The 21,558-nt window shown below is 59.5% G+C and carries 21 protein-coding genes; 13 read left to right on the top strand and 8 right to left on the bottom strand.

Features of this window, described 5'->3' with window-relative positions; translation table 11 throughout:
* Positions 1-7 precede the first annotated feature (7 nt).
* Positions 8-685, bottom strand: a complete 678-nt coding sequence (locus ACQZ63_RS11970) for a GntR family transcriptional regulator (protein WP_004431355.1) — start codon at positions 683-685, stop codon at positions 8-10.
* A 129-nt stretch (positions 686-814) separates the two neighbouring features.
* On the opposite strand from ACQZ63_RS11970, the gene ACQZ63_RS11965 reads away from it, so the two are divergent.
* The 8 genes from ACQZ63_RS11965 to ACQZ63_RS11930 all read left to right on the top strand — a co-directional run bounded on the left by ACQZ63_RS11965 (position 815) and on the right by ACQZ63_RS11930 (position 10,460).
* Positions 815-1,444 (top strand): flavin reductase family protein, encoded by a 630-nt coding sequence (locus ACQZ63_RS11965; protein ID WP_004431356.1) that lies wholly within the window; start codon positions 815-817, stop codon positions 1,442-1,444.
* Positions 1,445-1,466: 22 nt separating this feature from the next.
* Positions 1,467-2,183, top strand: a complete 717-nt coding sequence (locus ACQZ63_RS11960) for an aspartate/glutamate racemase family protein (RefSeq protein ID WP_448799185.1) — start codon at positions 1,467-1,469, stop codon at positions 2,181-2,183.
* Positions 2,184-2,298: 115 nt separating this feature from the next.
* Positions 2,299-3,234, top strand: a complete 936-nt coding sequence (locus ACQZ63_RS11955) for a LysR family transcriptional regulator (RefSeq protein WP_004431358.1) — start codon at positions 2,299-2,301, stop codon at positions 3,232-3,234.
* A gap of 112 nt (positions 3,235-3,346) precedes the next feature.
* Positions 3,347-3,826, top strand: coding sequence for a formate dehydrogenase subunit gamma (locus ACQZ63_RS11950; protein ID WP_004431359.1), 480 nt, complete (start codon positions 3,347-3,349; stop codon positions 3,824-3,826).
* Positions 3,823-5,379 carry a formate dehydrogenase beta subunit gene (locus ACQZ63_RS11945; protein WP_111801908.1) on the top strand — a complete coding sequence of 519 codons (1,557 nt, stop codon included), beginning with the start codon at positions 3,823-3,825 and terminating at the stop codon, positions 5,377-5,379. Before ACQZ63_RS11950 ends, ACQZ63_RS11945 begins: the two co-directional genes overlap by 4 nt.
* Positions 5,380-5,383: 4 nt before the next feature.
* Positions 5,384-8,266 (top strand): formate dehydrogenase subunit alpha, encoded by a 2,883-nt coding sequence (fdhF, locus tag ACQZ63_RS11940; protein WP_448799184.1) that lies wholly within the window; start codon positions 5,384-5,386, stop codon positions 8,264-8,266.
* Positions 8,267-8,336: 70 nt separating this feature from the next.
* Complete coding sequence (locus tag ACQZ63_RS11935; RefSeq protein ID WP_448799183.1) at positions 8,337-8,675, top strand: formate dehydrogenase subunit delta; 339 nt, start codon at positions 8,337-8,339, stop codon at positions 8,673-8,675.
* A gap of 132 nt (positions 8,676-8,807) precedes the next feature.
* Complete coding sequence (locus tag ACQZ63_RS11930; protein ID WP_004431363.1) at positions 8,808-10,460, top strand: OFA family MFS transporter; 1,653 nt, start codon at positions 8,808-8,810, stop codon at positions 10,458-10,460.
* 53 nt (positions 10,461-10,513) lie between these two features.
* On the opposite strand, the gene ACQZ63_RS11925 is transcribed toward ACQZ63_RS11930, so the two are convergent.
* The 3 genes from ACQZ63_RS11925 to ACQZ63_RS11915 form a co-directional block, all read right to left on the bottom strand.
* Positions 10,514-10,966 carry a GNAT family N-acetyltransferase gene (locus ACQZ63_RS11925; protein ID WP_065661923.1) on the bottom strand — a complete coding sequence of 151 codons (453 nt, stop codon included), beginning with the start codon at positions 10,964-10,966 and terminating at the stop codon, positions 10,514-10,516.
* A gap of 170 nt (positions 10,967-11,136) precedes the next feature.
* Positions 11,137-12,495 carry a sensor histidine kinase gene (locus ACQZ63_RS11920; protein ID WP_448799182.1) on the bottom strand — a complete coding sequence of 453 codons (1,359 nt, stop codon included), beginning with the start codon at positions 12,493-12,495 and terminating at the stop codon, positions 11,137-11,139.
* Entirely contained in the window at positions 12,492-13,154 is a 663-nt protein-coding gene (locus ACQZ63_RS11915) for a response regulator transcription factor (protein ID WP_065688589.1), read from the bottom strand. Before ACQZ63_RS11915 ends, ACQZ63_RS11920 begins: the two co-directional genes overlap by 4 nt.
* 135 nt (positions 13,155-13,289) lie before the next feature.
* On the opposite strand from ACQZ63_RS11915, the gene ACQZ63_RS11910 reads away from it, so the two are divergent.
* Positions 13,290-13,838 (top strand): hypothetical protein, encoded by a 549-nt coding sequence (locus tag ACQZ63_RS11910; protein WP_035200427.1) that lies wholly within the window; start codon positions 13,290-13,292, stop codon positions 13,836-13,838.
* Between the two features lie 82 nt (positions 13,839-13,920).
* On the opposite strand, the gene ACQZ63_RS11905 is transcribed toward ACQZ63_RS11910, so the two are convergent.
* From ACQZ63_RS11905 to ACQZ63_RS11890, 4 genes are all read right to left on the bottom strand, one after another.
* Positions 13,921-14,427 carry a DUF992 domain-containing protein gene (locus ACQZ63_RS11905; protein ID WP_013761056.1) on the bottom strand — a complete coding sequence of 169 codons (507 nt, stop codon included), beginning with the start codon at positions 14,425-14,427 and terminating at the stop codon, positions 13,921-13,923.
* Entirely contained in the window at positions 14,424-14,771 is a 348-nt protein-coding gene (locus tag ACQZ63_RS11900; RefSeq protein ID WP_019566731.1) for a BON domain-containing protein, read from the bottom strand. Before ACQZ63_RS11900 ends, ACQZ63_RS11905 begins: the two co-directional genes overlap by 4 nt.
* Positions 14,772-14,778: 7 nt before the next feature.
* The gene (locus ACQZ63_RS11895) at positions 14,779-14,958 is read right to left on the bottom strand and encodes a CsbD family protein (RefSeq protein ID WP_004431371.1); all 180 of its coding nucleotides are present in this window, start codon (positions 14,956-14,958) and stop codon (positions 14,779-14,781) included.
* 140 nt (positions 14,959-15,098) lie between these two features.
* On the bottom strand, positions 15,099-16,577 hold the full coding sequence (locus tag ACQZ63_RS11890; protein WP_448799181.1) for a PAS domain S-box protein: 1,479 nt from the start codon (positions 16,575-16,577) through the stop codon (positions 15,099-15,101).
* A gap of 176 nt (positions 16,578-16,753) precedes the next feature.
* Between ACQZ63_RS11890 and ACQZ63_RS11885 the strand changes: the two genes are divergently transcribed.
* The 4 genes from ACQZ63_RS11885 to ACQZ63_RS11870 all read left to right on the top strand — a co-directional run bounded on the left by ACQZ63_RS11885 (position 16,754) and on the right by ACQZ63_RS11870 (position 21,374).
* Positions 16,754-17,743 carry a Bug family tripartite tricarboxylate transporter substrate binding protein gene (locus ACQZ63_RS11885; RefSeq protein WP_025594897.1) on the top strand — a complete coding sequence of 330 codons (990 nt, stop codon included), beginning with the start codon at positions 16,754-16,756 and terminating at the stop codon, positions 17,741-17,743.
* A gap of 447 nt (positions 17,744-18,190) precedes the next feature.
* A complete protein-coding gene (locus ACQZ63_RS11880) occupies positions 18,191-19,981 on the top strand; it encodes an ABC transporter ATP-binding protein (protein ID WP_448799180.1) in 1,791 nt (596 codons plus the stop codon).
* A 131-nt stretch (positions 19,982-20,112) separates the two neighbouring features.
* On the top strand, positions 20,113-20,454 hold the full coding sequence (locus ACQZ63_RS11875; RefSeq protein WP_065705679.1) for an ArsR/SmtB family transcription factor: 342 nt from the start codon (positions 20,113-20,115) through the stop codon (positions 20,452-20,454).
* Entirely contained in the window at positions 20,451-21,374 is a 924-nt protein-coding gene (locus tag ACQZ63_RS11870; protein ID WP_448799179.1) for an SRPBCC family protein, read from the top strand. The genes ACQZ63_RS11875 and ACQZ63_RS11870 overlap by 4 nt, the downstream gene beginning before the upstream one ends.
* Positions 21,375-21,558: the final 184 nt, after the last annotated feature.

Below are 21,558 nucleotides of genomic sequence, written 5' to 3'. Positions count from 1 at the left end.
CGTCGGGTCAGGCGAGTGCGGCGCGCAGATCGTGGGAAAGGTCGCGGATTTCACTGAGATCGAGTTCCGCTTCCACATGTTCCAGATGGTGGGTCATCAGATGCGTGGCTTTCGCCGGGTCGTTATTGGCAATCGCATCGACGATTTCCGCATGCTCGTCCGGTCCGCAATTGAAGCGGTCGGTGTTGCGGTAAACGGCGGTGATGAGGGAGGAACGCGAAATGAGGTCGCGCATGGTGGTGAAGAGGAAATCGGAACCGGCCGTTTCCGCAAGCAGCAGATGGAACCCGCCGGAGAGCTTGATGATATCGGTGGTGATGTTGTGAGCATTGGCCACGCGCTCCTTGGCAACATGGTCGCGAAGCCGTTTCAGATCGGCCTTGGTGGCCGATTTGCACAGACGTTCAACGACACATTGCTCCACGGTGCGACGCACGAAAAACACGTCTCTGGCTTCTTCGACCGATGGTTTCGAAACGAAGGCGCCGCGATTGGGAACGATGGTGACGAGACCGTCGCGCTCCAGAACGGAAAGGGCCTGACGGATACGTGCACGGCTGACACTGAAAATTGTCGCCAGTTGTTCTTCCTTCAGCTGCACGCCGGGACGCAGCCGCCGCTCAGCGATGGACAGCCAGACTTTCTCGACAATTTGCTGTGTGGACTGGCCGTTCTGCTCGGTCATTTTGTTCGCTCTCCATTAGGGTTAGAAAAGCGTGATGCCGCCGAAAAAGTCAACTGTTTCAACAGGGTTTTGGTTGCATAATTGTCAACAATATGAAACAATATTGTATACTATAAACGGGACAACGTCATGGAATTCGACTTCACCACGCTTGAGCCACAGAGCCGCTATCGGTTGCTGACGAATTTTATTGGTCCACGGCCGATAGCGCTTGTCACGACCCGCTCGGAAGCGGGCCACAACAATGCAGCGCCGATGAGCTTTTTCAACGTCTTCTCCCATGATCCGCCCATCGTTGTTCTCGGAATCCAGCCGCGTCTGAATGGCGAGGAGAAGGACACGATGGCCAATATTCGCCGCACCGGCGAGTTTGTCGTCAACATGGTCGATATGACTATATCCGAACATATGCTTGTCTGCGGCCTCGGTTTCGACAGCGAGGTCGATGAACTTTCCATGGCGCAGCTGACGCCGACGCCCTGCAACAAGATCGATGCAAGCTTTGCAGCGGAATCGCCCTGCGCCTTCGAGTGCCGGGTGGAGCGTCTGATCGATTATCCGCGCCGGACGCTGGTGCTGGGGGAGGTCGTGCACATGCATGTCCACAGGGACTGCCTCGACAAGGAGGGGCATTATGTCGATCCGGACCGATACCAGCCGATCGCACGCCTCCATGCCGACAATTACATTACCTCGGATCGCCAGTTCGTCTTGAAGGCGCCCCCCATTACCGACTTCATCAAGCCAGATGGCAAGTGACAGTCCCGAAAGGCTGACCTGAATGCATATTCGTCTGATCAACCCGAACTCAACCGCCTCGATGACGGCGCAGGCGCTCGAGAGCGCCTTGCGCGTCAGGCAGGCGGATACGAAGATTTCCGCTGCAAACCCTATCGATACGCCGGTCAGTATCGAAGGCGGGGCCGATGAGGCGCTGGCTGTTCCCGGCATGCTGGAGGAAATCCGCAAGGGCGAGCGGCTGGGCGTCGATGCCTATGTCATTGCCTGCTTTGATGATCCGGGCCTGCATGCGGCGCGCGAAGTCGCGCGTGGTCCCGTGATTGGCATCTGCCAGGCCGGCATTCAGGTGGCGATGACGATCAGCCGCCGCTTTTCCATCATCACAACGCTGCCGCGCTCCATCCCCATTATCGAAGATCTCGTCGATAGCTACGGTGCACAGCGGCATTGCCGCAGGGTTCGTGCCATCAATCTGCCGGTGCTGGGTCTTGAAGAGGATCCGCTTGCAGCCGAGGCGATGTTGATCCGCGAAATCGAAGCGGCCAAGAAAGAAGATGCGGCAGAAGCCATCATCCTCGGTTGCGCCGGCATGTCCGCACTGTGCGACAGGCTGCGCGAGGCAACCGGCGTCCCTGTCATCGATGGTGTCACGGCCGCCGTCAAGCTGGCCGAAGCCCTGGTGGGCGCGGGTTACGTGACATCCAAGGTCAATGCCTATGATTATCCGCGGGTGAAGGAAACCAAGCTCGTCGCCTGACCGGGAAACGCGGGTGCGGCAAAGCGCCTCCACGGCGTTTGCGACAAAGCTCGCCTCGCTCTAGTGTCTGCTTTCGCGCCGGTCCGCAGAATGGCCGCGCGGGATGGGAGGCAGGATGATCGACAAGCTGGAGTTTTTCATTGCACTTGCGCGCGCGGAGCATTTCGGGCGGGCCGCGGAGGAGTGCGGCATATCGCAGCCGACGCTGTCTGCGGCCATCCGGCAACTGGAAGATCAGCTCGGTGTCGTGCTCGTCGTGCGTGCGGCGCGATATCAGGGCCTGACGCCGGAGGGGCAGCGGGTTCTCGAATGGGCAAGGCGTATCGTTGCCGATACACGCACGATGCGGGAGGAAATGCGCGCTGCGCGTAAAGGTCTCGCCGGCCATATCCGGCTGGCCGTCATCCCCACCGCTCTTGCCATGGTGCCCAGGCTCACCGAACCCTTTCAGGCGCGTCACCCGGCAGTCACGTTTTCCGTCACCTCCCGCACGTCGTTGCAGGTTCTCAGCCAGATCGAAAATCTCGAAATCGACGCGGGAATCACCTATCTCGACAACGAACCTCTGGGCCGGGTAACGACGGTTCCGCTTTACTCGGAGCGATATCACCTGATTGCGGCCGCAGGCACGCCTCTTGCCGATCAAGAGAGCGTGACCTGGAAGCAGGTTTCTGGTCTTCGGCTTTGCCTATTGACTTCCGACATGCAAAACCGCCGCATTATCAACAAGCACATGGCCGAAGCGGGTGTTGAAGCGAAACCCACGCTCGAATCCAATTCGATGATTGTACTGTTTTCCCATATCCGAACCGGACAATGGGCTTCAATTATGCCGCGTAACATCGCGGAATCGTTTGGTTTTCCAAAACAGATTCGAATGATCCCGATTGTCGAGCCCGATGCCGAGCATCTTGTCGGCCTCATCGCCACCTATCGTGAACCCCATACGCCACTCGTTTCCGCACTGCTGCATGAGGCCCGATTGCGCGTCGCGGCCTCCGCTTTTGATAGAAATTTCCTATCGACTGACGGAAAGACGATATTGACCTGATCTTGCTCCGCTCGCCATTCTTTCGCCATCAGGCAGCGCGGCGCGCCGGATAAGGATGTGGAGGTCCTCCGGTTCAAACGCCCACCACCTGTCGGTTTGGGAGGACTGGCTCATGAATATTCGTGCTGTCGCCGCAGATGAGGCGACGCGTGTGCAGGCTATCATTGACGACTGTCTGCATATGGAAGGGCCAATGCTGCCCATCCTGCACAGGGTGCAGGAAGAATTCGGCTATGTGCCTGATAGCGTCAAACAGGTGATCGCCCTGGCCCTCAACGTATCGCGTGCCGAAGTGCATGGTGTTGTGAGCTTCTATCCCGATTTTCGCGACCATCCCGGCGGGCGCCATGTGCTGAAGCTCTGTCGGGCCGAGGCTTGCCAGTCGATGGGCTGCGAGTCTCTTGCCGACACCATCAAGGGGAAACTTGGTCTCGACTGGCACCAGACGGCAAAGGATGGCTCGGTCACACTCGAGCCGGTCTTCTGTCTCGGGCTCTGCGCCCAGGCACCCGCGCTGATGCTGGATGGCGAGGTTCATGCCAGAGTGGATGAGCACTGTCTTGGCGACATTCTGGCGGAGGTGCGTCGATGAGCGTGACCGTTTTCGTACCTTGCGATTCCGCAGCACTCGCCGTTGGTGCCGACCGCGTTGCCGAAGCAATCCAGGGTGAGGCCGCGGCCCGCAATCTTGATATTCGCCTTGTCCGCAACGGTTCGCGCGGCCTGCTGTGGCTTGAAGTGCTGGTAGAGGTCGACACCCATCATGGCCGCGTTGCTTATGGTCCGGTCAAAGCTTCTGATGTTTCCGGGCTGTTCGATGCGGATTTTCTTGATGGCGGCGATCATGCGCTCTGTCTTGGGCTGACCGAAGAAATCCCTTTCCTGAAGAATCAGACGCGCCTGACGTTTGCGCGCTGCGGCGTGACCGATCCGCTTTCGCTGGAAGACTACCGTGCCAACCAGGGCATGAAGGGGCTGGAGAGAGCCGTTGCACTCACCCCCGCGGAGATCGTCAAACAGGTCACCGATAGCGGCCTTCGCGGACGGGGTGGCGCCGGTTTTCCGACCGGTATCAAGTGGAAAACCGTGGCGGATGCCACCGCCGATCAGAAATACATTATCTGCAATGCGGATGAGGGCGACAGCGGCACCTTTGCCGACCGCATGATCATGGAAGGCGATCCCTTTGTCCTTATCGAGGGCATGGCCATTGCCGGCCTCGCGGTTGGTGCAACGAAGGGCTACATCTACACCCGCTCCGAATATCCCCATGCCGTTAGGACGATGGAAAAAGCCATCGACATTGCTCGGCGAGAAGGGGTGATCGGCGCGTCTGTGCTGGGTTCGGGTCGCGCGTTCGATCTCGAGGTGCGTATGGGCGCCGGAGCCTATGTATGCGGTGAGGAAACCTCGCTGCTCAACAGTCTCGAAGGCAAGCGCGGCACGGTGCGCGCCAAGCCGCCGCTTCCCGCCCTGCAGGGGCTGTTCGGCAAGCCGACGGTAGTCAACAATGTCATTTCTCTCGCTTCGATCCCTGTGATCATGGATCGCGGCGCGGCGTTCTACCGGGATTTCGGCATTGGTCGTTCGCACGGCACGATCCCGATCCAGCTTGCCGGAAACATAAGACATGGCGGGCTGTACGAGACCGCTTTCGGTCTGCCGCTCGGGCAATTGGTCAACGAAATCGGTGGCGGCACCATTACTGGCCGGCCGGTCAAAGCGGTTCAGGTCGGCGGCCCATTGGGCGCTTATTTCCCGGTGTCGCTGTTTGATACGCTGTTCGACTACGAAGCATTTACCGCTGCAGGCGGCCTGATCGGTCATGCCGGCATCGTCGTCTTTGACGACACCGCCGATATGCTGCGCCAGGCGCGTTTTGCCCTTGAATTCTGTGCCGTCGAAAGTTGCGGAAAGTGTACGCCATGCCGGATCGGTTCGACACGCGGTGTCGAGACGGTCGACAAGATTTCCCTTGGAATAGAAGCAGAGCGAAATACGGCGCTGCTTGAGGATCTCTGCGAAACCATGAAGTTCGGTTCGCTCTGCGCGCTAGGCGGTTTCACGCCTTATCCCGTGATGAGCGCGCTCAGGCACTTCCCGCAGGATTTTGCACCCATCCCACGTGTCGAAGCGGCGGAGTAAGACCATGGCCCTTATATCTGAAATCGACTACGGAACACCAAAATCCACCTCGACAGAGATGGTCACGCTAACGATAGACGGCCGCGAGATCACCGTGCCGGCGGGAACGTCCATCATGCGTGCTTCGAGAGAAGCGGGCATCGATGTTCCCAAACTCTGCGCCACCGATATGGTCGATGCCTTCGGTTCCTGTCGCCTCTGTCTCATCGAGGTGGAGGGCCGCAATGGCACCCCCGCCTCCTGCACCACGCCAGTGGCGGCCGGTCTTGTCGTCCACACCCAGACGGAACGCCTGAAGCAGATCCGCAAGGGTGTGATGGAGCTTTATATCTCCGACCACCCGCTCGACTGTCTCACCTGCGCCGCAAATGGCGACTGTGAATTGCAGGATATGGCTGGCGCCGTCGGCCTGCGTGACGTGCGTTACGGCTATGATGGTGACAACCATGTGAAGGCCCGTGCCGGCGATGGCGACCTCAACGCCAACTGGATGCCCAAGGACGAGAGCAACCCGTATTTCACCTACGATCCGTCAAAGTGCATCGTCTGTTCACGCTGCGTGCGCGCCTGTGAGGAAGTGCAGGGAACGTTCGCGTTGACGATCGAAGGGCGCGGCTTCGAAAGCCGCGTTTCGCCCGGCGCGCACGAGGCATTTCTTGATTCCGAATGCGTTTCCTGCGGCGCCTGCGTGCAGGCCTGTCCGACGGCGACGCTGACTGAAAAATCGGTGATCGACATCGGCCAGCCCGAACATTCGCTGGTCACCACCTGCGCTTATTGCGGTGTCGGCTGTTCGTTCAAGGCGGAAATGCGCGGCGAGGAGTTGGTTCGCATGGTGCCGTGGAAGGACGGTCAGGCAAACCGTGGCCATTCCTGCGTCAAGGGTCGCTTTGCTTATGGTTATGCCAGCCACCGCGACCGTATTCTCAACCCGATGGTCCGTGAAAAGATCAGCGACCCGTGGCGCGAAGTGACGTGGGACGAGGCACTTGCCCATGTCGCCTCCGAATTCCAGCGCATTCAGGGAACCTATGGCCGCGAATCCATCGGCGGCATCACCTCGTCCCGCTGCACCAATGAAGAGACCTTTCTGGTCCAGAAGCTCATCCGCGCCGGTTTCGGCAACAACAATGTCGATACCTGCGCCCGCGTCTGTCATTCGCCGACGGGGTACGGGTTGGGGCAGGCGTTCGGCACCTCTGCCGGAACGCAGAATTTCGATTCCGTCGAACATTCGGATGTTGTCCTCGTCATCGGCGCCAACCCGACGGACGGGCACCCAGTGTTCGGCTCACGCCTGAAGAAGCGGCTGCGCCAGGGCGCCAAGCTGATCGTCATCGATCCGCGCCGCATCGATCTCGTTCGCACGCCGCATGTGGAGGCGTCGTTCCATTTGCCGCTGAAGCCTGGAACGAACGTCGCCGTGCTGACAGCCCTTGCCCATGTCATCGTCACCGAAGGATTGTTCGACGAGGCCTTCATCCGCGAGCGTTGCGACTGGTCGGAATTTGAGGACTGGGCCGCGTTCGTGGCCGAACCGCAGCATGGCCCGGAGGAAACCGAAGTCTTTACCGGCGTTCCCGCCGATGAGCTGCGCGGTGCCGCCAGGCTCTTTGCCGAGGGCGGCAATGGCGCAATCTATTACGGACTTGGCGTTACCGAACACAGCCAGGGCTCCACGACCGTCATGGCGATTGCCAATCTTGCCATGGCGACCGGAAACATTGGTCGCCCCGGTGTCGGCGTCAATCCGCTGCGTGGCCAGAACAATGTGCAGGGTTCCTGCGACATGGGTTCCTTCCCGCATGAGCTCCCCGGCTATCGCCATATATCCGACGATGCCACCCGGGAAATATTCGAAAAGCTCTGGGGCGTTACCCTCAACAACGAGCCGGGGCTGCGCATCCCCAACATGCTGGATGCAGCCGTCGATGGCAGTTTCAAGGGCATCTACATTCAGGGCGAAGACATCCTCCAGTCGGACCCGGACACCAAGCATGTTTCAGCCGGTGTTGCCGCGATGGAATGTGTTGTCGTGCACGACCTGTTCCTGAACGAGACGGCGAACTACGCGCATGTCTTTCTGCCGGGTTCCACCTTCCTCGAAAAGGATGGCACGTTCACTAATGCCGAACGCCGCATCAATCGTGTGCGCAAGGTCATGTCGCCGAAAAACGGCTATTCGGATTGGGAGGTCACCCAGAAGCTGGCCCAGGCCATGGGGCTGAACTGGAACTATACGCACCCGTCGCAGATCATGGATGAAATCGCCGCGACGACACCGAGCTTTGCCGGCGTTTCCTATGACTATCTGGAGAGCAGAGGCTCGGTGCAGTGGCCGTGTAACGAAAAATTCCCGGAAGGCTCGCCGATCATGCATGTGGACGGGTTCGTGCGCGGCAAGGGCAAGTTCATCCGCACCGAATATGTGGCGACGGACGAGCGTACCGGCCCGCGCTTTCCGCTGCTGCTCACCACCGGCCGCATTCTGTCGCAGTACAATGTCGGCGCGCAGACACGGCGCACCGAAAACGTCGTCTGGCATGAGGAGGATCGTCTTGAAATCCATCCGCATGATGCCGAACAGCGTGGCGTCAAGGATGGTGACTGGATCAAGCTTGCCAGCCGTTCGGGCGATACGACGCTACGGGCGCTAATCACCGATCGCGTTGCGCCGGGGGTGGTCTATACCACCTTCCACCATCCGGGCACGCAGGCAAACGTCATTACCACCGACTACTCCGACTGGGCGACGAACTGTCCGGAATACAAGGTCACTGCGGTTCAGGTCTCGCCCTCGAACGGGCCGACCGAATGGCAGGAAGGATATGACGCGCTCAGCCGCCGTTCGCGGCGGATCGCAGGCAAGCTCGAGGCGGCCGAATAATCGGGGCCGGGGTAATCCCGGCCTTTTGAAAACGTGAATGTCGTCCGTCAGGCGGCGCGGGGAAACAGCCATGTTGCTTAATCACACCGACGAAAAACTGGTGAGAATGGCGAACCAGATCGCGACTTTTTTCCTTTCCCAGCCCGAGGATATCCGCGTTGAGGGTGTCGCCACCCACATTAACAAATTCTGGGAACCCCGTATGCGCAAACGGTTTTTCGAGATGGTTGATGCCGGTGCCGGGGAGTTTTTGCCGCTGGTGCTCGCAGCAGCGCTCAAGATCAAGAGGCCCGGGGTGCCCGCCGCCGATGCGGTCGGGCTTGGCAAGGATGCCACGGGAACGCCGGAGGGCAAGGGCGATGCTGCGGGCGAGTCCTTGTCCGAACCGAGCATTCCCGAAACCACGTAAAGCCAGGCGGTAACACGCCGCAAACAGGTATTGCCGGATGGGGGACATCCGGCGATCTCGGTAACGCCCGGTCGATGCGGCCAATGCGGGCGTATCATGGTTGTCCAGACATTCACGAGGGAGGTAGTGTCGATGGCAGTAGCAGGCGTATCTGCGGGAGGGCCGGCGCAAGCCGGGGTTTTAGACCGCGAACGGATCATAGCAAAACCCGGCTTCAACCGCTGGCTGGTACCGCCGGCGGCTTTGGCCATTCACTTGTGTATCGGCATGGCCTACGGCTTCAGCGTCTTCTGGCTGCCGCTGTCGAAGGCATTGCCGGCAACGGACCCCAGTTGCTCCAGCCTTACCCTTGTCGGGGCACTGTTCACCACGGAGTGCAACTGGCGTGTGGCCGATCTTGGCTGGATCTATACGCTCTTCTTCGTCTTGCTCGGATGCTCGGCGGCGATCTGGGGCGGTTGGTTGGAAAGGGTCGGGCCGCGCAAGGCCGGCTTCGTTTCCGCCTGCTGCTGGTGCGGCGGCATTCTGGTTGCAGCGCTTGGCGTGATGACGCACCAGCTCTGGCTGATGTGGGTCGGGGCAGGTGTCATCGGCGGCGTTGGTCTTGGTCTCGGTTACATCTCGCCGGTCTCGACATTGATCAAATGGTTTCCGGACCGGCGCGGCATGGCAACCGGCATGGCCATCATGGGCTTCGGCGGCGGTGCTATGATCGGCGCACCGCTTGCCAATCTGCTCATGAATACCTTCAAGACGGATACTTCAGTCGGTGTCTGGCAAACGTTCGTCGTCATGGCATTGATCTATTTCGTCTTCATGATGGCGGGTGCCTTCGGTTACCGCATTCCACCGGCGGGCTGGCGTCCGGAAGGCTGGACGGCCCCGGCGGCCAAAAGTGCCATGATCACCAATCGTCACGTTCATCTGCGTGATGCGCACAAGACGAAGCAGTTCTGGCTCATCTGGGCGGTTCTGTGCCTCAACGTGTCGGCGGGTATCGGCGTGATCGGCATGGCATCGCCAATGTTGCAGGAGATTTTTGCGGGTTCGTTGATCGGTCTGCCCGGCGTTGGCTTTGCTGACCTCAATATCGAGCAGAAAGCATCGATCGCCGCCATCGCGGCCGGGTTCACCGGCCTGCTGTCGCTGTTTAACATCGGCGGCCGCTTCTTCTGGGCTTCCATGTCCGACAAGATCGGCCGCAAGAACACTTACTTCTGCTTCTTCGTGCTTGGCATCATTCTTTATGCGCTGGCCCCGACGCTGGCAACGATGGGTTCCAAGGCGTTCTTCGTTCTTGCCCTCGGCATCATCCTGTCGATGTATGGCGGCGGCTTTGCAACCATTCCCGCCTATCTTGCCGACATCTTCGGCACGCAGTTTGTCGGCGCGATCCATGGCCGTCTGCTGACGGCATGGGCAACGGCGGGTATCGCCGGGCCTGTTGTCGTGAATTACATCCGCGAGGCACAGATTGCGGCCGGTGTCGCGCCGGGTCCCGCACTCTATACCAGCACCATGTACATCCTGGCGGGGATGCTCGCGATCGGCCTCGTCGCCAACGCGTTTGTCCGGCCGCTGCCGGAGAAATGGTTCATGTCGGATGCGGAGGTTGCGACACTTCAGGCCAAGACTGCAGCTGCCAATGCAGGGCCCACCGGTTCCTTCGGTATCGGCAGGGGTGGTTTGGACGCCAAGGCCGCACTGGCCTGGGCAGCCGTCGGCATACCACTTCTCTGGGGCGTGTGGGTCACGGTCAAAAGCAGCCTTGTGCTGTTTGGCTGATTGCGACAAGCATCAGATCGTCCGGGCAGCCCTGTGGCTGCCCGGATTTGTTTTCAGGCCTTGAGTGACAGGCGGGCATTCTCGAAGGGCAGGCCGTCATCGTCAGTCGACCTGCGCGAGACTTCAAGGAAGCCGAGCGAACGGTAAAACCGCATCGCCTGCTCATTGGCGGTATAGACCTCAAGCGACAATTCACCCTTGAGATCAAGCGCGTGGGCAATGAGCCTGCGCCCGATACCCTTGCCCTGTTGTGCCGGTGCGACGAACAGGCCTCCAATGAAACTGTCGAGCAGGCTGATGAAGCCGACAGGGTCACCGGCCTGCGCTGCGACGAAAGTCTCCGATAGCGGCAGATAGGTATCTTCGATCAGTCTTTGCTGCTCGCGCAAACGCTGCGTGCCGATAAAGGGATGTGCCAGCAGCGAGGCATCGAGCCAGATGCGTGACAGGATTTGCGTATCCGCTGCCGCGTCAAACGGCCGGATGTCGATAGATTTGATATTCATGGAAATTCCGCAGAATTAGACATGCCAAAGGGTCAGCTCCGTTTTCAGAGCCGGCTGAAACCGCGATGGGCGGTCAGATTTTCAACCTCTGTGCATAAATCTCCCTGCTTCGAAACCTGTATTTACCGCTGCTGCGCAGCAGGGTCAACAAAGGGAAAGGCGGGCTTTCCTCAAGATCCTGCCGGCAGGGTCAGCGAACAGGTAAGTCCGCCATTTTCGCCGCGCTCCAGCCTGATGCTGCCGCCATGAAGCTCGACAAGTTCCTTGACGATGGTAAGACCGAAGCCGTCACCCGGAACGGTCTCGTCCATGCGTCTGCCCGGCTGGAAAGCCTCGGAAATGCGGGCATCCTCGATGCCAGGTCCATTGTCCGAGATCACGATCCAGACGTCGCGTCCGGTCTTTTTCGCGGAAATACGAACCGCGCTTTTTGCCCATTTGAATGCGTTGTCGATGATATTGCCAACGATCTCGTCCAGATCCTCAGGTGTGATCTGCAATAGCAACTCGGGGTCCACATCGACCGTTGCGACAATCCCCCGGTCGGCATGAATACGCGACATGATATCAACGATATCGTTGATCCTCGGTTTGAGCGCGGTCACCGTGGCCGTGCCGCCTGCTGCGGTCTTGCGGGCTCTTGCCAGATGGTGGCGGATGCGCTGGTCGATCCTGTCCACAAGCGCACGCATTTCGCGATCCGGGTCGTTGGTTTCGTTGAGGGCAAGGTAGAGGCTTGTCACCGGGGTTTTTAGACCATGGGCGAGATTTGCAAAGTGCAGACGTGTTTCCGCAAGCCTCTCGCTATTCTGCTCCACGAGACGGTTGATTTCGCCCGAGGCTGGACGCAGTTCCTCGACATCCGCCTCCGGCAACCTGTCGAGTGTGCCTGCCGAAATCGAGGAAATATCGGCGGTGAGTTGCCGCAGTGGTCGCAGACCATATCTGACCTGCAGGAAAATACCGCCGACGAGGCTAGCGCCCAAGAGAGTCATGGCAGGTATCAACCACAGAAGCGCGCTGCGGGCGGGTGCAACCAGCGCGAATTGCGGCGCAGTGACAGTGATTTCGACGAGGCGCTGTCCAACCATGGTTTGAATGGATCTGAGATAGAGCTCCTCGCCGTGAAAATCGGCATTCGCGCCGGGACGAGGGCCGTGGCCCATCATTTTGCGCCATTCGAACGGGGAGGGCGGGTTGGTTATGGTTTGCCCCGCGAGCGACCGAGAGACGATCGCTACACCCTCGCCGGTGATCTGCCAGTACCAGCCGGAGCCGCGCCTGTCGAATGGCGGGCCGTCCAGCGCGGCGTTGAGTTTCACGCCGCCGCTTGCACTGCCGGAGAGCGCGCTCCGCAATCCCTCTATCTGCGTGTCGAGCCGTTGGTCGATCTGTTCACGCACCACGCCGGCAACGATGAGATAGAGTATGATCGAGGCGACGATCACGGTCGCGGTGACGAAAACCACGGAAAAAACCGTGAGGCGGCGCGAGATCGACGAACCCGGAATGGCCGAAAACTCCCTCATGGCTCTGCCTTCAGCATGTAACCGCGCCCGCGAACGGTCTCTATATGCCCGGCGCCGATCTTGCGCCGCAGGCGGGCAATGATCACTTCGATGGAATTGGAATCCACTTCCGCATCGCCCTCATAGACCCGTTCGATGAGTTCGCGACGGTCGACCACAACTTCCTTGCGCAGGATGAGGCAGGAGAGGACCCGCCACTCCAGCGCGGTCAGCTTCAGCGGCAAGCCGTCCTGTTCGAAGGTTCCGAGCTGCGCATCGAAGATGAGCGAACCGCAGGTAATGGCGGAGGCGGCGTGGCCGGTGGCGCGGCGAACGAGTGCACGCAGCCGCAGTACCAGTTCTTCTACCTTGAACGGCTTGGTGAGAAAATCGTCTGCTCCAGCTTTGAAACTCGCCACCTTGTCCGGCCATCCGTCACGCGCGGTCAAAACGAGCACGGGCAGGTTCCGCTGCGCCGACCTCCATGATTTCAGAACCGATACGCCATCGATTTTCGGTAATCCCAGATCGAGAACGGCCACGTCGTAAAGTTCGGTAAGCCCGGCATGTTCGGCATCCTCGCCATTCTGCGCGATGTCGACGACAAAATTTTCCGCCCGCAGGCTGGTCGCGATGCGCCGGGAAAGATCGGTATCGTCTTCAACGAGAAGTATGCGCATGGTCCTGCCGTTTCGGTTTCGTGGGCGGTGTTTTAACTAGGCCCGGAAGGCTTAACTCAACCTGAACCACAAGGTTCAGGCTGCTGATGGTGCCTGGCAGGTAAAAAGGCCCTGTCAATCAAACAGGAGACCACCATGTCCCACTCTGAAGAGAATAACGAAATCGCAGCACCGAAGGCCACTTCTGACACTCCCGTGCCGCCGCACCGGAAACATCGCCGTAAAACCGCCGCGTTCGCCTTTGCGGCCGTTGCCATGCTGGCCGTTGGGGCCGCTGCCGGAGCCGGTGCGGTGAAGCTGACGCGGCCGACGCCCGAGATGGCGCCGATGACGCCCGTTGCCATTTCCACCGTCAAGGAAGGAAATCTCGTGACCCTGAAGGGCAAGGTCGCCGAGATTTTCGGCAACAAGTTCATCGTTCAGGATGATAGCGGCCGCGCACTCATCGATACCGGCCCCGAGGGCGACAATGGGAAGGTCGTGACTGTCGATGAAGCGGTCAGCGTTCAGGGCCGTTTCGACAGGGGTGTCCTGCGGGCAAGCTATGTCGTCCGTCAGGATGGTAGTATCGAGGCACTTGGACCGGCAGGCCGTCCGCCGCATCATGGTCCTAAAGAGGATATGATGCGCGGACCAAAAGGCGACGGCCCGATGGGCGAGATGATGCCTCACCCCAAACCCTGATATCGGGGCCTGATCTGCGCCAGACGGCGCGGGCTCGAAGACGATAACCGTCCCGAGCCCGCGCCGCCGGTTTTTTTAAGGTTTAGCCCGCACGCTTCAACTGCAGACGCGAGACACCCGCAGCGATGTTAACGCCGGTGCCGACTTCGGCGCTGAGCGGCTGAAGCGCGAAGTTCTTGGCATTGCCGCCGATCAGTGCATTGGCGCCCAAGCCCACGCCGACCGATGCGGCAGCGGAGGCACCAACATAGTTGCCGCTCAACGCACCGTCACCCACGCGGCTGGCTGCGGTGTTCAGCACGATCCAGCTCATATAGGTCTTGCCGGTTACGCCGATATCGAGACCGAGCTTGCCGATCGTGCCGGTATAACGCTCGGTCTTGCCGGAGCGCTGGCGAAACTCGCAGGCCACGCTCTTGCTGGAGCCGACCACAAGGCCGATGCCGCCGGCAATTTCGCACGACAGGGTGCCGACGCGTTCCTTCTGCGCGGTTTCCATGGGGCGCTTTGCATTGTGCTTCGTTTCGGCTGAAGCAATCGGGGCAAGGGCCAGGGTTGCAATCGCGGTTGCGAGAACGAATGTCTTCATTGTTTTTCACTCCTGTTGTTATTCGCTAGATGGATGCGCCGGGACGGCGTCTCCAGATAGGTGCAAGGCCGCTGCCGTATCGCCAGATCGGCGATGATGGGCCGCGACGCGAAACATTCTGCGATGATGACCGCATGTTCGAAGGCAGAGAGTGTTTCCACCTCTCCGGAGAGCACGATACGGCCCTCCACGGAGGTGACGGAGATCGAGCTTTTTTCCTGCCCGTCCGCATAGGCGATCACGGCTTGCAACGCGGCGCACAGGCTGATCTCCTGGGGATCGCAGCTTGATACCTGGTTTGCATCGCACGAGAGCATCATCGTGAAACCTCCTGCCTTGAACATAGATGGTTCACTTGAGAACTTTGTTGACGGCGTCCTTTGCCTGTCCGAGCTTCTCCTGCGCCTGGCCAGCCAGTTTCTCGGCCTTGCCTTCTGCCTGAAGCTTGTCGTTGCCGGTGATCTTGCCGGCTGCTTCCTTGATGGTGCCCTTGGCTTGACGGGCGATACCTTCGATACGGTTATTGTCCATGACGAACTCCTTCCATCGTTAGAGGGTGCCGCTGTTGGTAGCGGCATGATGGTAAGGTAGTTCGGGAAAATCACAGTTTGCAGAGCAATAGCTACTAGTTGGACTGGTACAAACTGACCTATTTTTGCGTTCGGCTGCGGTTATTTTTCCCTATGGCCGGTAAAACCGCGCTCGCGTGCCCAGATCACGGCGGCGGTGCGGCGGTTGACGCCGATCTTGCCGTAAAGTGAGGCGATATGGTTGCGGATCGTATGCTTGGACAGGTTCAGCCTGTCGCTCATTTCCTTGTCGCTGCATCCATCGCAGATCAGTGACAGGATTTGCTCCTCGCGCTCGGTGAGATCCTTGAGGGAGGCGGAAGAGGTTGTGCCGCGGGAGTTCTGACGCAGTCCCGCCAGCCGCTCGACAACCGTCCGGCTGAACCAGGATGTATCGGTCATGACGCTTTCGATCGCTTCAATCAGTTCGTTCTCGGTTCTGCGCCGCTCAGTCACGTCCTGTATCGCCCAGATGACACAGAGCTGATCGTTGATCTCGGCGCGTTCGGCGGAAACGATGCATTCGGCCAAACCGCCACCGGAAAGATTCATGCGCATGTTCTCATCGCGGATGGGGATGTTGTCCTTCAGCCGCTTTTCGAGATCGCGGCGCGCGCCCGCGTCCTCCCACAGCCGCAATTCGCTGGCCGTCTTGCCCACGACTTCGGCCTCGTTGCGTCCGCACAGCACCAGAAACGCGTCATTGACTTCCATCAGCACGAAGTCGTCCAGCCTCGAAATCGCTGCCGGGACAGGCGACAGGCGAAAGGATTTGAAGAAGCGCTCCTCGCTCTGTCGCAGAGCGTTCTGGGCTTTGCGGCGGCCGTCCAGATCGGCGAAGGTGAACAGCATGCAGGGTTCTTCGGCAACGGCGATCGTTTCGCCGGCCACGATGACCAGCCTGTCGCCGCCGGGGATGGGAATGAGCGCCTCGCGCTGACGGATGAGCCGGCCATCCTCCAGCTTTTTCAGGGCGTCCTCGCCTGTATCGCACTCGGAAAACAGTCCGAGTTCCTCGACACTGATGCCGATGATCTCTTCACGGCTGAACCCGGTCATCTCAAGGAAACCCTGATTGACGCGGATGAAACGCTTGTCTTCCAGCCGGCATATCAGCCCCGGCGCCGGATTGGCATTGAAGGCGCTCTCGAAGCGCGCCTCCGCCTCAAAACGCGGCGTTTCGTCCCGGATGATCAGGACCAGAACATCCGGTTTTGCGCCAGCATCTTCAAGAACGAGGCCGCGCACCGTGTGGACCCAGCATTCCGCTTCATCGTCGCTTGGCGATATCTCTACCGTCACATCTTCGAAGGTCTCGCCCGCCAGAAGCCGTTCAAGCGGATATTGTCCCTCGTCGAGCAGGTGGTTGTTGCGGTATCGAAGCGTGAAATTTCGCCGATAGGCAGCGGCATCCTCCCCAAGCTCAGGCATCGCTTCTATACGGTGCATCTGAAGGGCGGCCTTGTTGGCCCAGGCTATCGTTCCGTCGTTTTCGAGCAGGATCAACCCGTCGCTGAGGCCAGCTATGAGGTTTTGCAACACGAGCCGGTTGATCTTGGGAATGTTTACGCTGTCGTCCATGTTGCCCCCGGTATTTCAATGCTTTGTGCCCGCTATAACGCGCGGTTCCGCCAAGCGTTGCAGGGCAGGCGTGTCGCATGGCCTTCGCGGATGGTTTGCGATGCCGGTTGCTTGCTCTCAAGTCCATTTGAGCTACTATGCGCTGATGGCGGGGAGGCCATTCTACAGGAGGGTTCATGAATTACCGGTCTTTGAAACGGCGTATGGTGTTGAAACTTGCGGCTACGGCTGCTTCTTTTTGCATGATGGGACTGACGGCGAGCGCGCAGGGTTTTCCTGATCGAACGATTACGCTGGTCGTTCCCTTCGCGGCAGGTGGCTCAACCGACGTGGTTGCGCGCGTCATCGCACAGAAAATGGGTGATGAGCTTGGTCACCAGATCGTCGTTGAAAATGTTGCCGGTGCTGGCGGCAATCTCGGTGCCGACCGTGTCGCACGCGCAGAGCCTGACGGTTACACGATCCTGATGGGCACCGTTGCGACCCATGCCTTGAACCCGCTCATTCTCAAGACAAAGCCTTACGACCCGCAAAAGGATTTCGCCCCGGTCTCGCTTCTGGTCGTGGTTCCCAATGTGCTTGTTGTCAATCCGAAGCTGAACGTCAACAGCGTCGCGGAATTGATCGCGCTTCTGAAAGCCGAACCGGACAAATATGCCTATGCCTCGTCCGGCAATGGCACGCCGCTACATCTTTCAGGGGAATTGTTCAAGAGCATGACCGGTGTGAGCATGCAGCACGTTCCCTATAAAGGTGCCGGCCCCGCGCTCAACGATCTTCTCGGCAACCAGATTTCGATCATGTTCGACAATCTGCCGTCGTCGTCCGGCCACATAAAATCCGGCACATTGCGGGCGCTTGGCGTAACGACTGCCGAGCGGGCGTCATCATTCCCGGATCTGCCGACCATTGCCGAAACCGTACCCGGTTATGAAACCTACACGTGGAACGCGCTGTTTGCGCCTGCCGGCACACCGGCCGATGTGGTGGACACACTGAATGCGGCGGCCAAGAAAGCGCTTGCCGATCCGGGTGTGGCGGCCCGCATGGCCGAATTCAGCGCCAAGATCGTCGGCTCTTCGCCCGATGAGCTGAAAAGCCACGTTGCAGCCGAAATCGCCAAATGGGAACCGGTCGTCAAGAACGCAAACGTCCAGATGGATTGACCAGATATGTTCTCGCCGCGCACCGGAGCCTGGGTGCGGCGGGAAGCGCCACCACGCAAAAACCGTGGCCGAAGCTTTCATCGGCATCGGCCACGTTCGTTGCCGTCACACCAGCTAATGTGTCGTTTTCGCATCACTTGCCATAAGGTTGCAATTACCCGGTTGGCAACGGCGAACAGCTCAGGTACAAATTTCTCACCGCGTCAGATCGAACATAGGGAGGCGTTGCATGACATCATCATTCATCAAGTTCCTCCCGCGTGGAATGAACCGACACTAGGTCATTTCCATTCGTGGCCCGCCCAGAGCGCGCCCCACATGCGGTTTTGTTTTCCTTCATAGCCCGATTGATCTGACGGGATCATTTTTGTTTTCCGCCCGGGCTGTGCCATCCAACTTCCGTTTTTGAGGACCGGTTGCCGAACGCATGGCGCCGTGCTGGTTAAAATGTCTCGCAAGAAGCTCGATTTCCGCGCCGATGCCTATCGCCATGTGCTCGGCTTTGTTTTCCACCATTGGACCCACCGGCGGGCATTGGTGGGCTTTATTGTTGTGCTGGTGATTGCCAGCACGCTGGCCGAAGTCATGGTGCCGGTTTTCTCCGGCCAGATCGTCGATGCCATTGCCGGCGGCAACGGGGCTGACCGGGCGCTGCGCGCTTTTGTCGTCGTCGTGGCGCTGGGCTTGACCAGCGTGGTCCTGCGCTGGTTCGTGTTTAACGGCATCATCAGGCTGACGCTGAAAACCATGGCGGATGTGGCGAATAACGGTTTCTACCGGGTGCAGCGGTTCTCAACCGACTGGCACGCCAACAGCTTTGCCGGTTCAACGGTTCGCAAGATCACGCGTGGCATGTGGGCGCTTGATTCACTCAATGACGTGCTTCTTATCGCCCTGTTGCCCTCCATCGTCATGCTGGTGGGCGCCACCGTCGTGCTGGGTAGTTACTGGCCGATCATGGGCTTGATCGTGGGCACGGGGTCGCTGATCTATGTCGGCGTCACCGTGTTGCTCTCCATGGGCTTCGTATCGCCGGCGGCAAGACTTGCAAACGCCTGGGATACCAAGCTTGGTGGCGCGCTGGCAGATGCCGTCAGCTGCAATTCGGTGGTCAAGGCTTTTGGCGCCGAGACTCGCGAAGAGGCGCGGTTGCGCCATGTGCTGGCCAAATGGGACAACCGTACGCGAAGGACATGGAAACGCGGCACGCTGAACGGCACGATCCAGGGCTTCATGATGGTGTCCATGCAGGCCGGTATTCTGGGAACAGGCCTTGTCATGTGGCAGCAGGGACTGGCGACGCCGGGCGACATCACCTTCGTGCTGGCGATGTTCTTCGTCCTGCAGGGCTATCTGCGTGATGTCGGTCAACACATTCGTAACCTGCAACGTGCCGTCAACGACATGGAAGAGTTGGTGTTGCTCGACAAGATGCCTTTGGGTGTCGAAGACAGGCCGGATGCCAGGCCGATCAGGATAGAGAAGGGCGAAATCGTTTTTGACAACGTCACTTTTCAATATGGCGCGCATCCCAGCCCGCTCTATGAGGACTTTTCAGTCACCATCAGGTCGGGTGAGCGTGTGGGGCTGGTCGGGCATTCGGGGTCGGGAAAGTCGACATTCGTCAAGCTTATCCAGCGGCTTTACGATGTGAATTCCGGCTCGATCCGCATTGACGGCCAGGACATCGCCAAGGCCAGGCAGGCAAACCTGCGCAGCCAGATCGCCATCGTGCAGCAGGAACCCATCCTGTTCCACCGCACGCTGGCGGAGAACATCGCCTATGGCCGGCCGAGCGCCTCGCGGCGTGAGATCGAGCAGGCGGCGAGGCAGGCAAGCGCCCATGACTTCATCATGTCCCTTCCCAAGGGCTATGAGACGATGGTGGGTGAGCGCGGCGTTAAATTGTCTGGCGGGGAGCGGCAGCGTGTCGCCATTGCCCGTGCCTTCCTCGCGGATGCACCGGTGCTGATTCTGGACGAGGCGACATCGAGCCTCGACAGCGAAAGCGAAGTGCAAATCCAGGAGGCCATGGAACGTCTGATGGATGGCCGCACCACGCTGGTCATTGCGCACCGGCTTTCCACCGTGCGGGCGCTTGACCGTCTGCTGGTGTTCGACAAGGGCAAGATTGTCGAAGAGGGCGACCACCAGGCGCTGATCCGTCTGAACGACGGCATCTATCGCCGGCTGTTCGAGCGGCAGGCGCTGGAACTGACCAAGGGTCTGGTGGCTTAAAAAATGAAACGCCGGGGCAATGCTCCGGCGTTTTTCTTTGCGCGGCGGCCAACAAATGCTCACGGTCGAACACTTAGCTAATCGACGAAGTTTTCCTTGCGTTAGAGCCGTGCTGCATGATAGTTAGCATTATGACTAAGCATTCGCCCGAACTATCGCTGATCTTTCAGGCTCTGGCCGATCCGACACGCCGGTCTATTCTAACGAAGCTCGCGCAAGGGCCTGCCCGGGTCATGGAATTATCCGCTCCCACGGGGCTGCGCTTGCCGACCGTGATGCGGCATCTGTCGGTACTGGAGGAGGCGGGGCTTATCCGCAGCTCCAAGGATGGGCGGGTGCGCACCTGCGCTATCGTGCCCGAGGCTCTGGAGCCGGTGCGGACATGGCTTGATGAACAGCGGGCCATTTGGGAGAGCCGGCTCGACCGGTTGGAGGCATTTGCAATGCAGGCTGCGAAGGAGCGCACGGAATGATGTCGAAACTAAATCAGGACGGCACCCTTGCTGAACCCCATCTTGGCGATGGCCGCTTTGCAACACTGAGCTTCGAAAGGGTGGTCGCTGTTCCATTGTCGGTCCTCTGGCAAGTGTGGACGTCGCCTGCCGCGCGGGCTGTCTGGGCAGCGCCCACGCCCGCCGTGACCGTGGAGTTTCTGGAAGCCGATACTAGAGTTGGCGGATGCGAAGTTTCGCTCTGCAAGGTCGATGGGCAGCCTGATATTCGCTGCGAATGCGGGTGGCTGGAATTGCAGCCAGCCTTGCGCAGCGTCAATTACGAGGTGGTGTCGTCCGGTGACGTGACGCAGTCTGCGGCGCTGGTGACCGCTGATTTTTCGGCGACGGAGCAGGGCAGTCGCGTTGTCGTAACCGTGCAGCTTTCCTCCTTGGCTGCGGATATGCAGACGGGTTACCGGCAGGGCTTCGGTGCTGGTCTTAACAATCTGACCGAGGTGGCCAAACGGACAATGGTGCTGGAGCGAACGATAAGGGCGCCGCGCAACATCGTCTGGAAGGCCTGGATGAATTCCGAGACGCTGCCGCAATGGTGGGGACCGGAAGGGTTTTCGTGTCGCACGAAGAGGATCGATCTGCGAACCGGCGGCGAGTGGGTGTTCGACATGATCGGACCTGACGGCACTGTCTTCCCGAACCATCATCGATATATCGAGGTCAGGCCTGAAGAGAGGATCGACTACACGCTGCTCTGGGGCGAAAATGGGCCGAAACATGCCGACGCCTGGGCTTCGTTCGAGGATCAGGACGGCGCGACGAAGGTCGTGCTCGGCATGGTGTTCAGCACGGAAGCCGAGTTCCAGGACGCAAAGGGTTTTGGGGCTATCGAACTGGGTCAGCAGACGCTCGGCAAACTGGAACGCTTTGTTTTCGCATCGTAATCGTACCGGGACTGAACTTCAACAGGGGCGTGATGCCCTCTCGGGGTGACTGGATTATCTGCCCCGCGTTCCTGCCGTCACGGTGATTTTCAGATTGCGTTGACGGCAGAAATCATAATTTGCATCACCCGGTTTTCACCGTTCCGCACACAGCAAAAATTAAGGAGATTGCGACACTGATGTC

This window comes from Agrobacterium sp. CG160-95 (genome assembly GCF_053521725.1).
The sequence above is the reverse complement of the archived record's forward strand: the minus strand, read 5'-3'. Positions and strand labels throughout refer to the sequence as shown.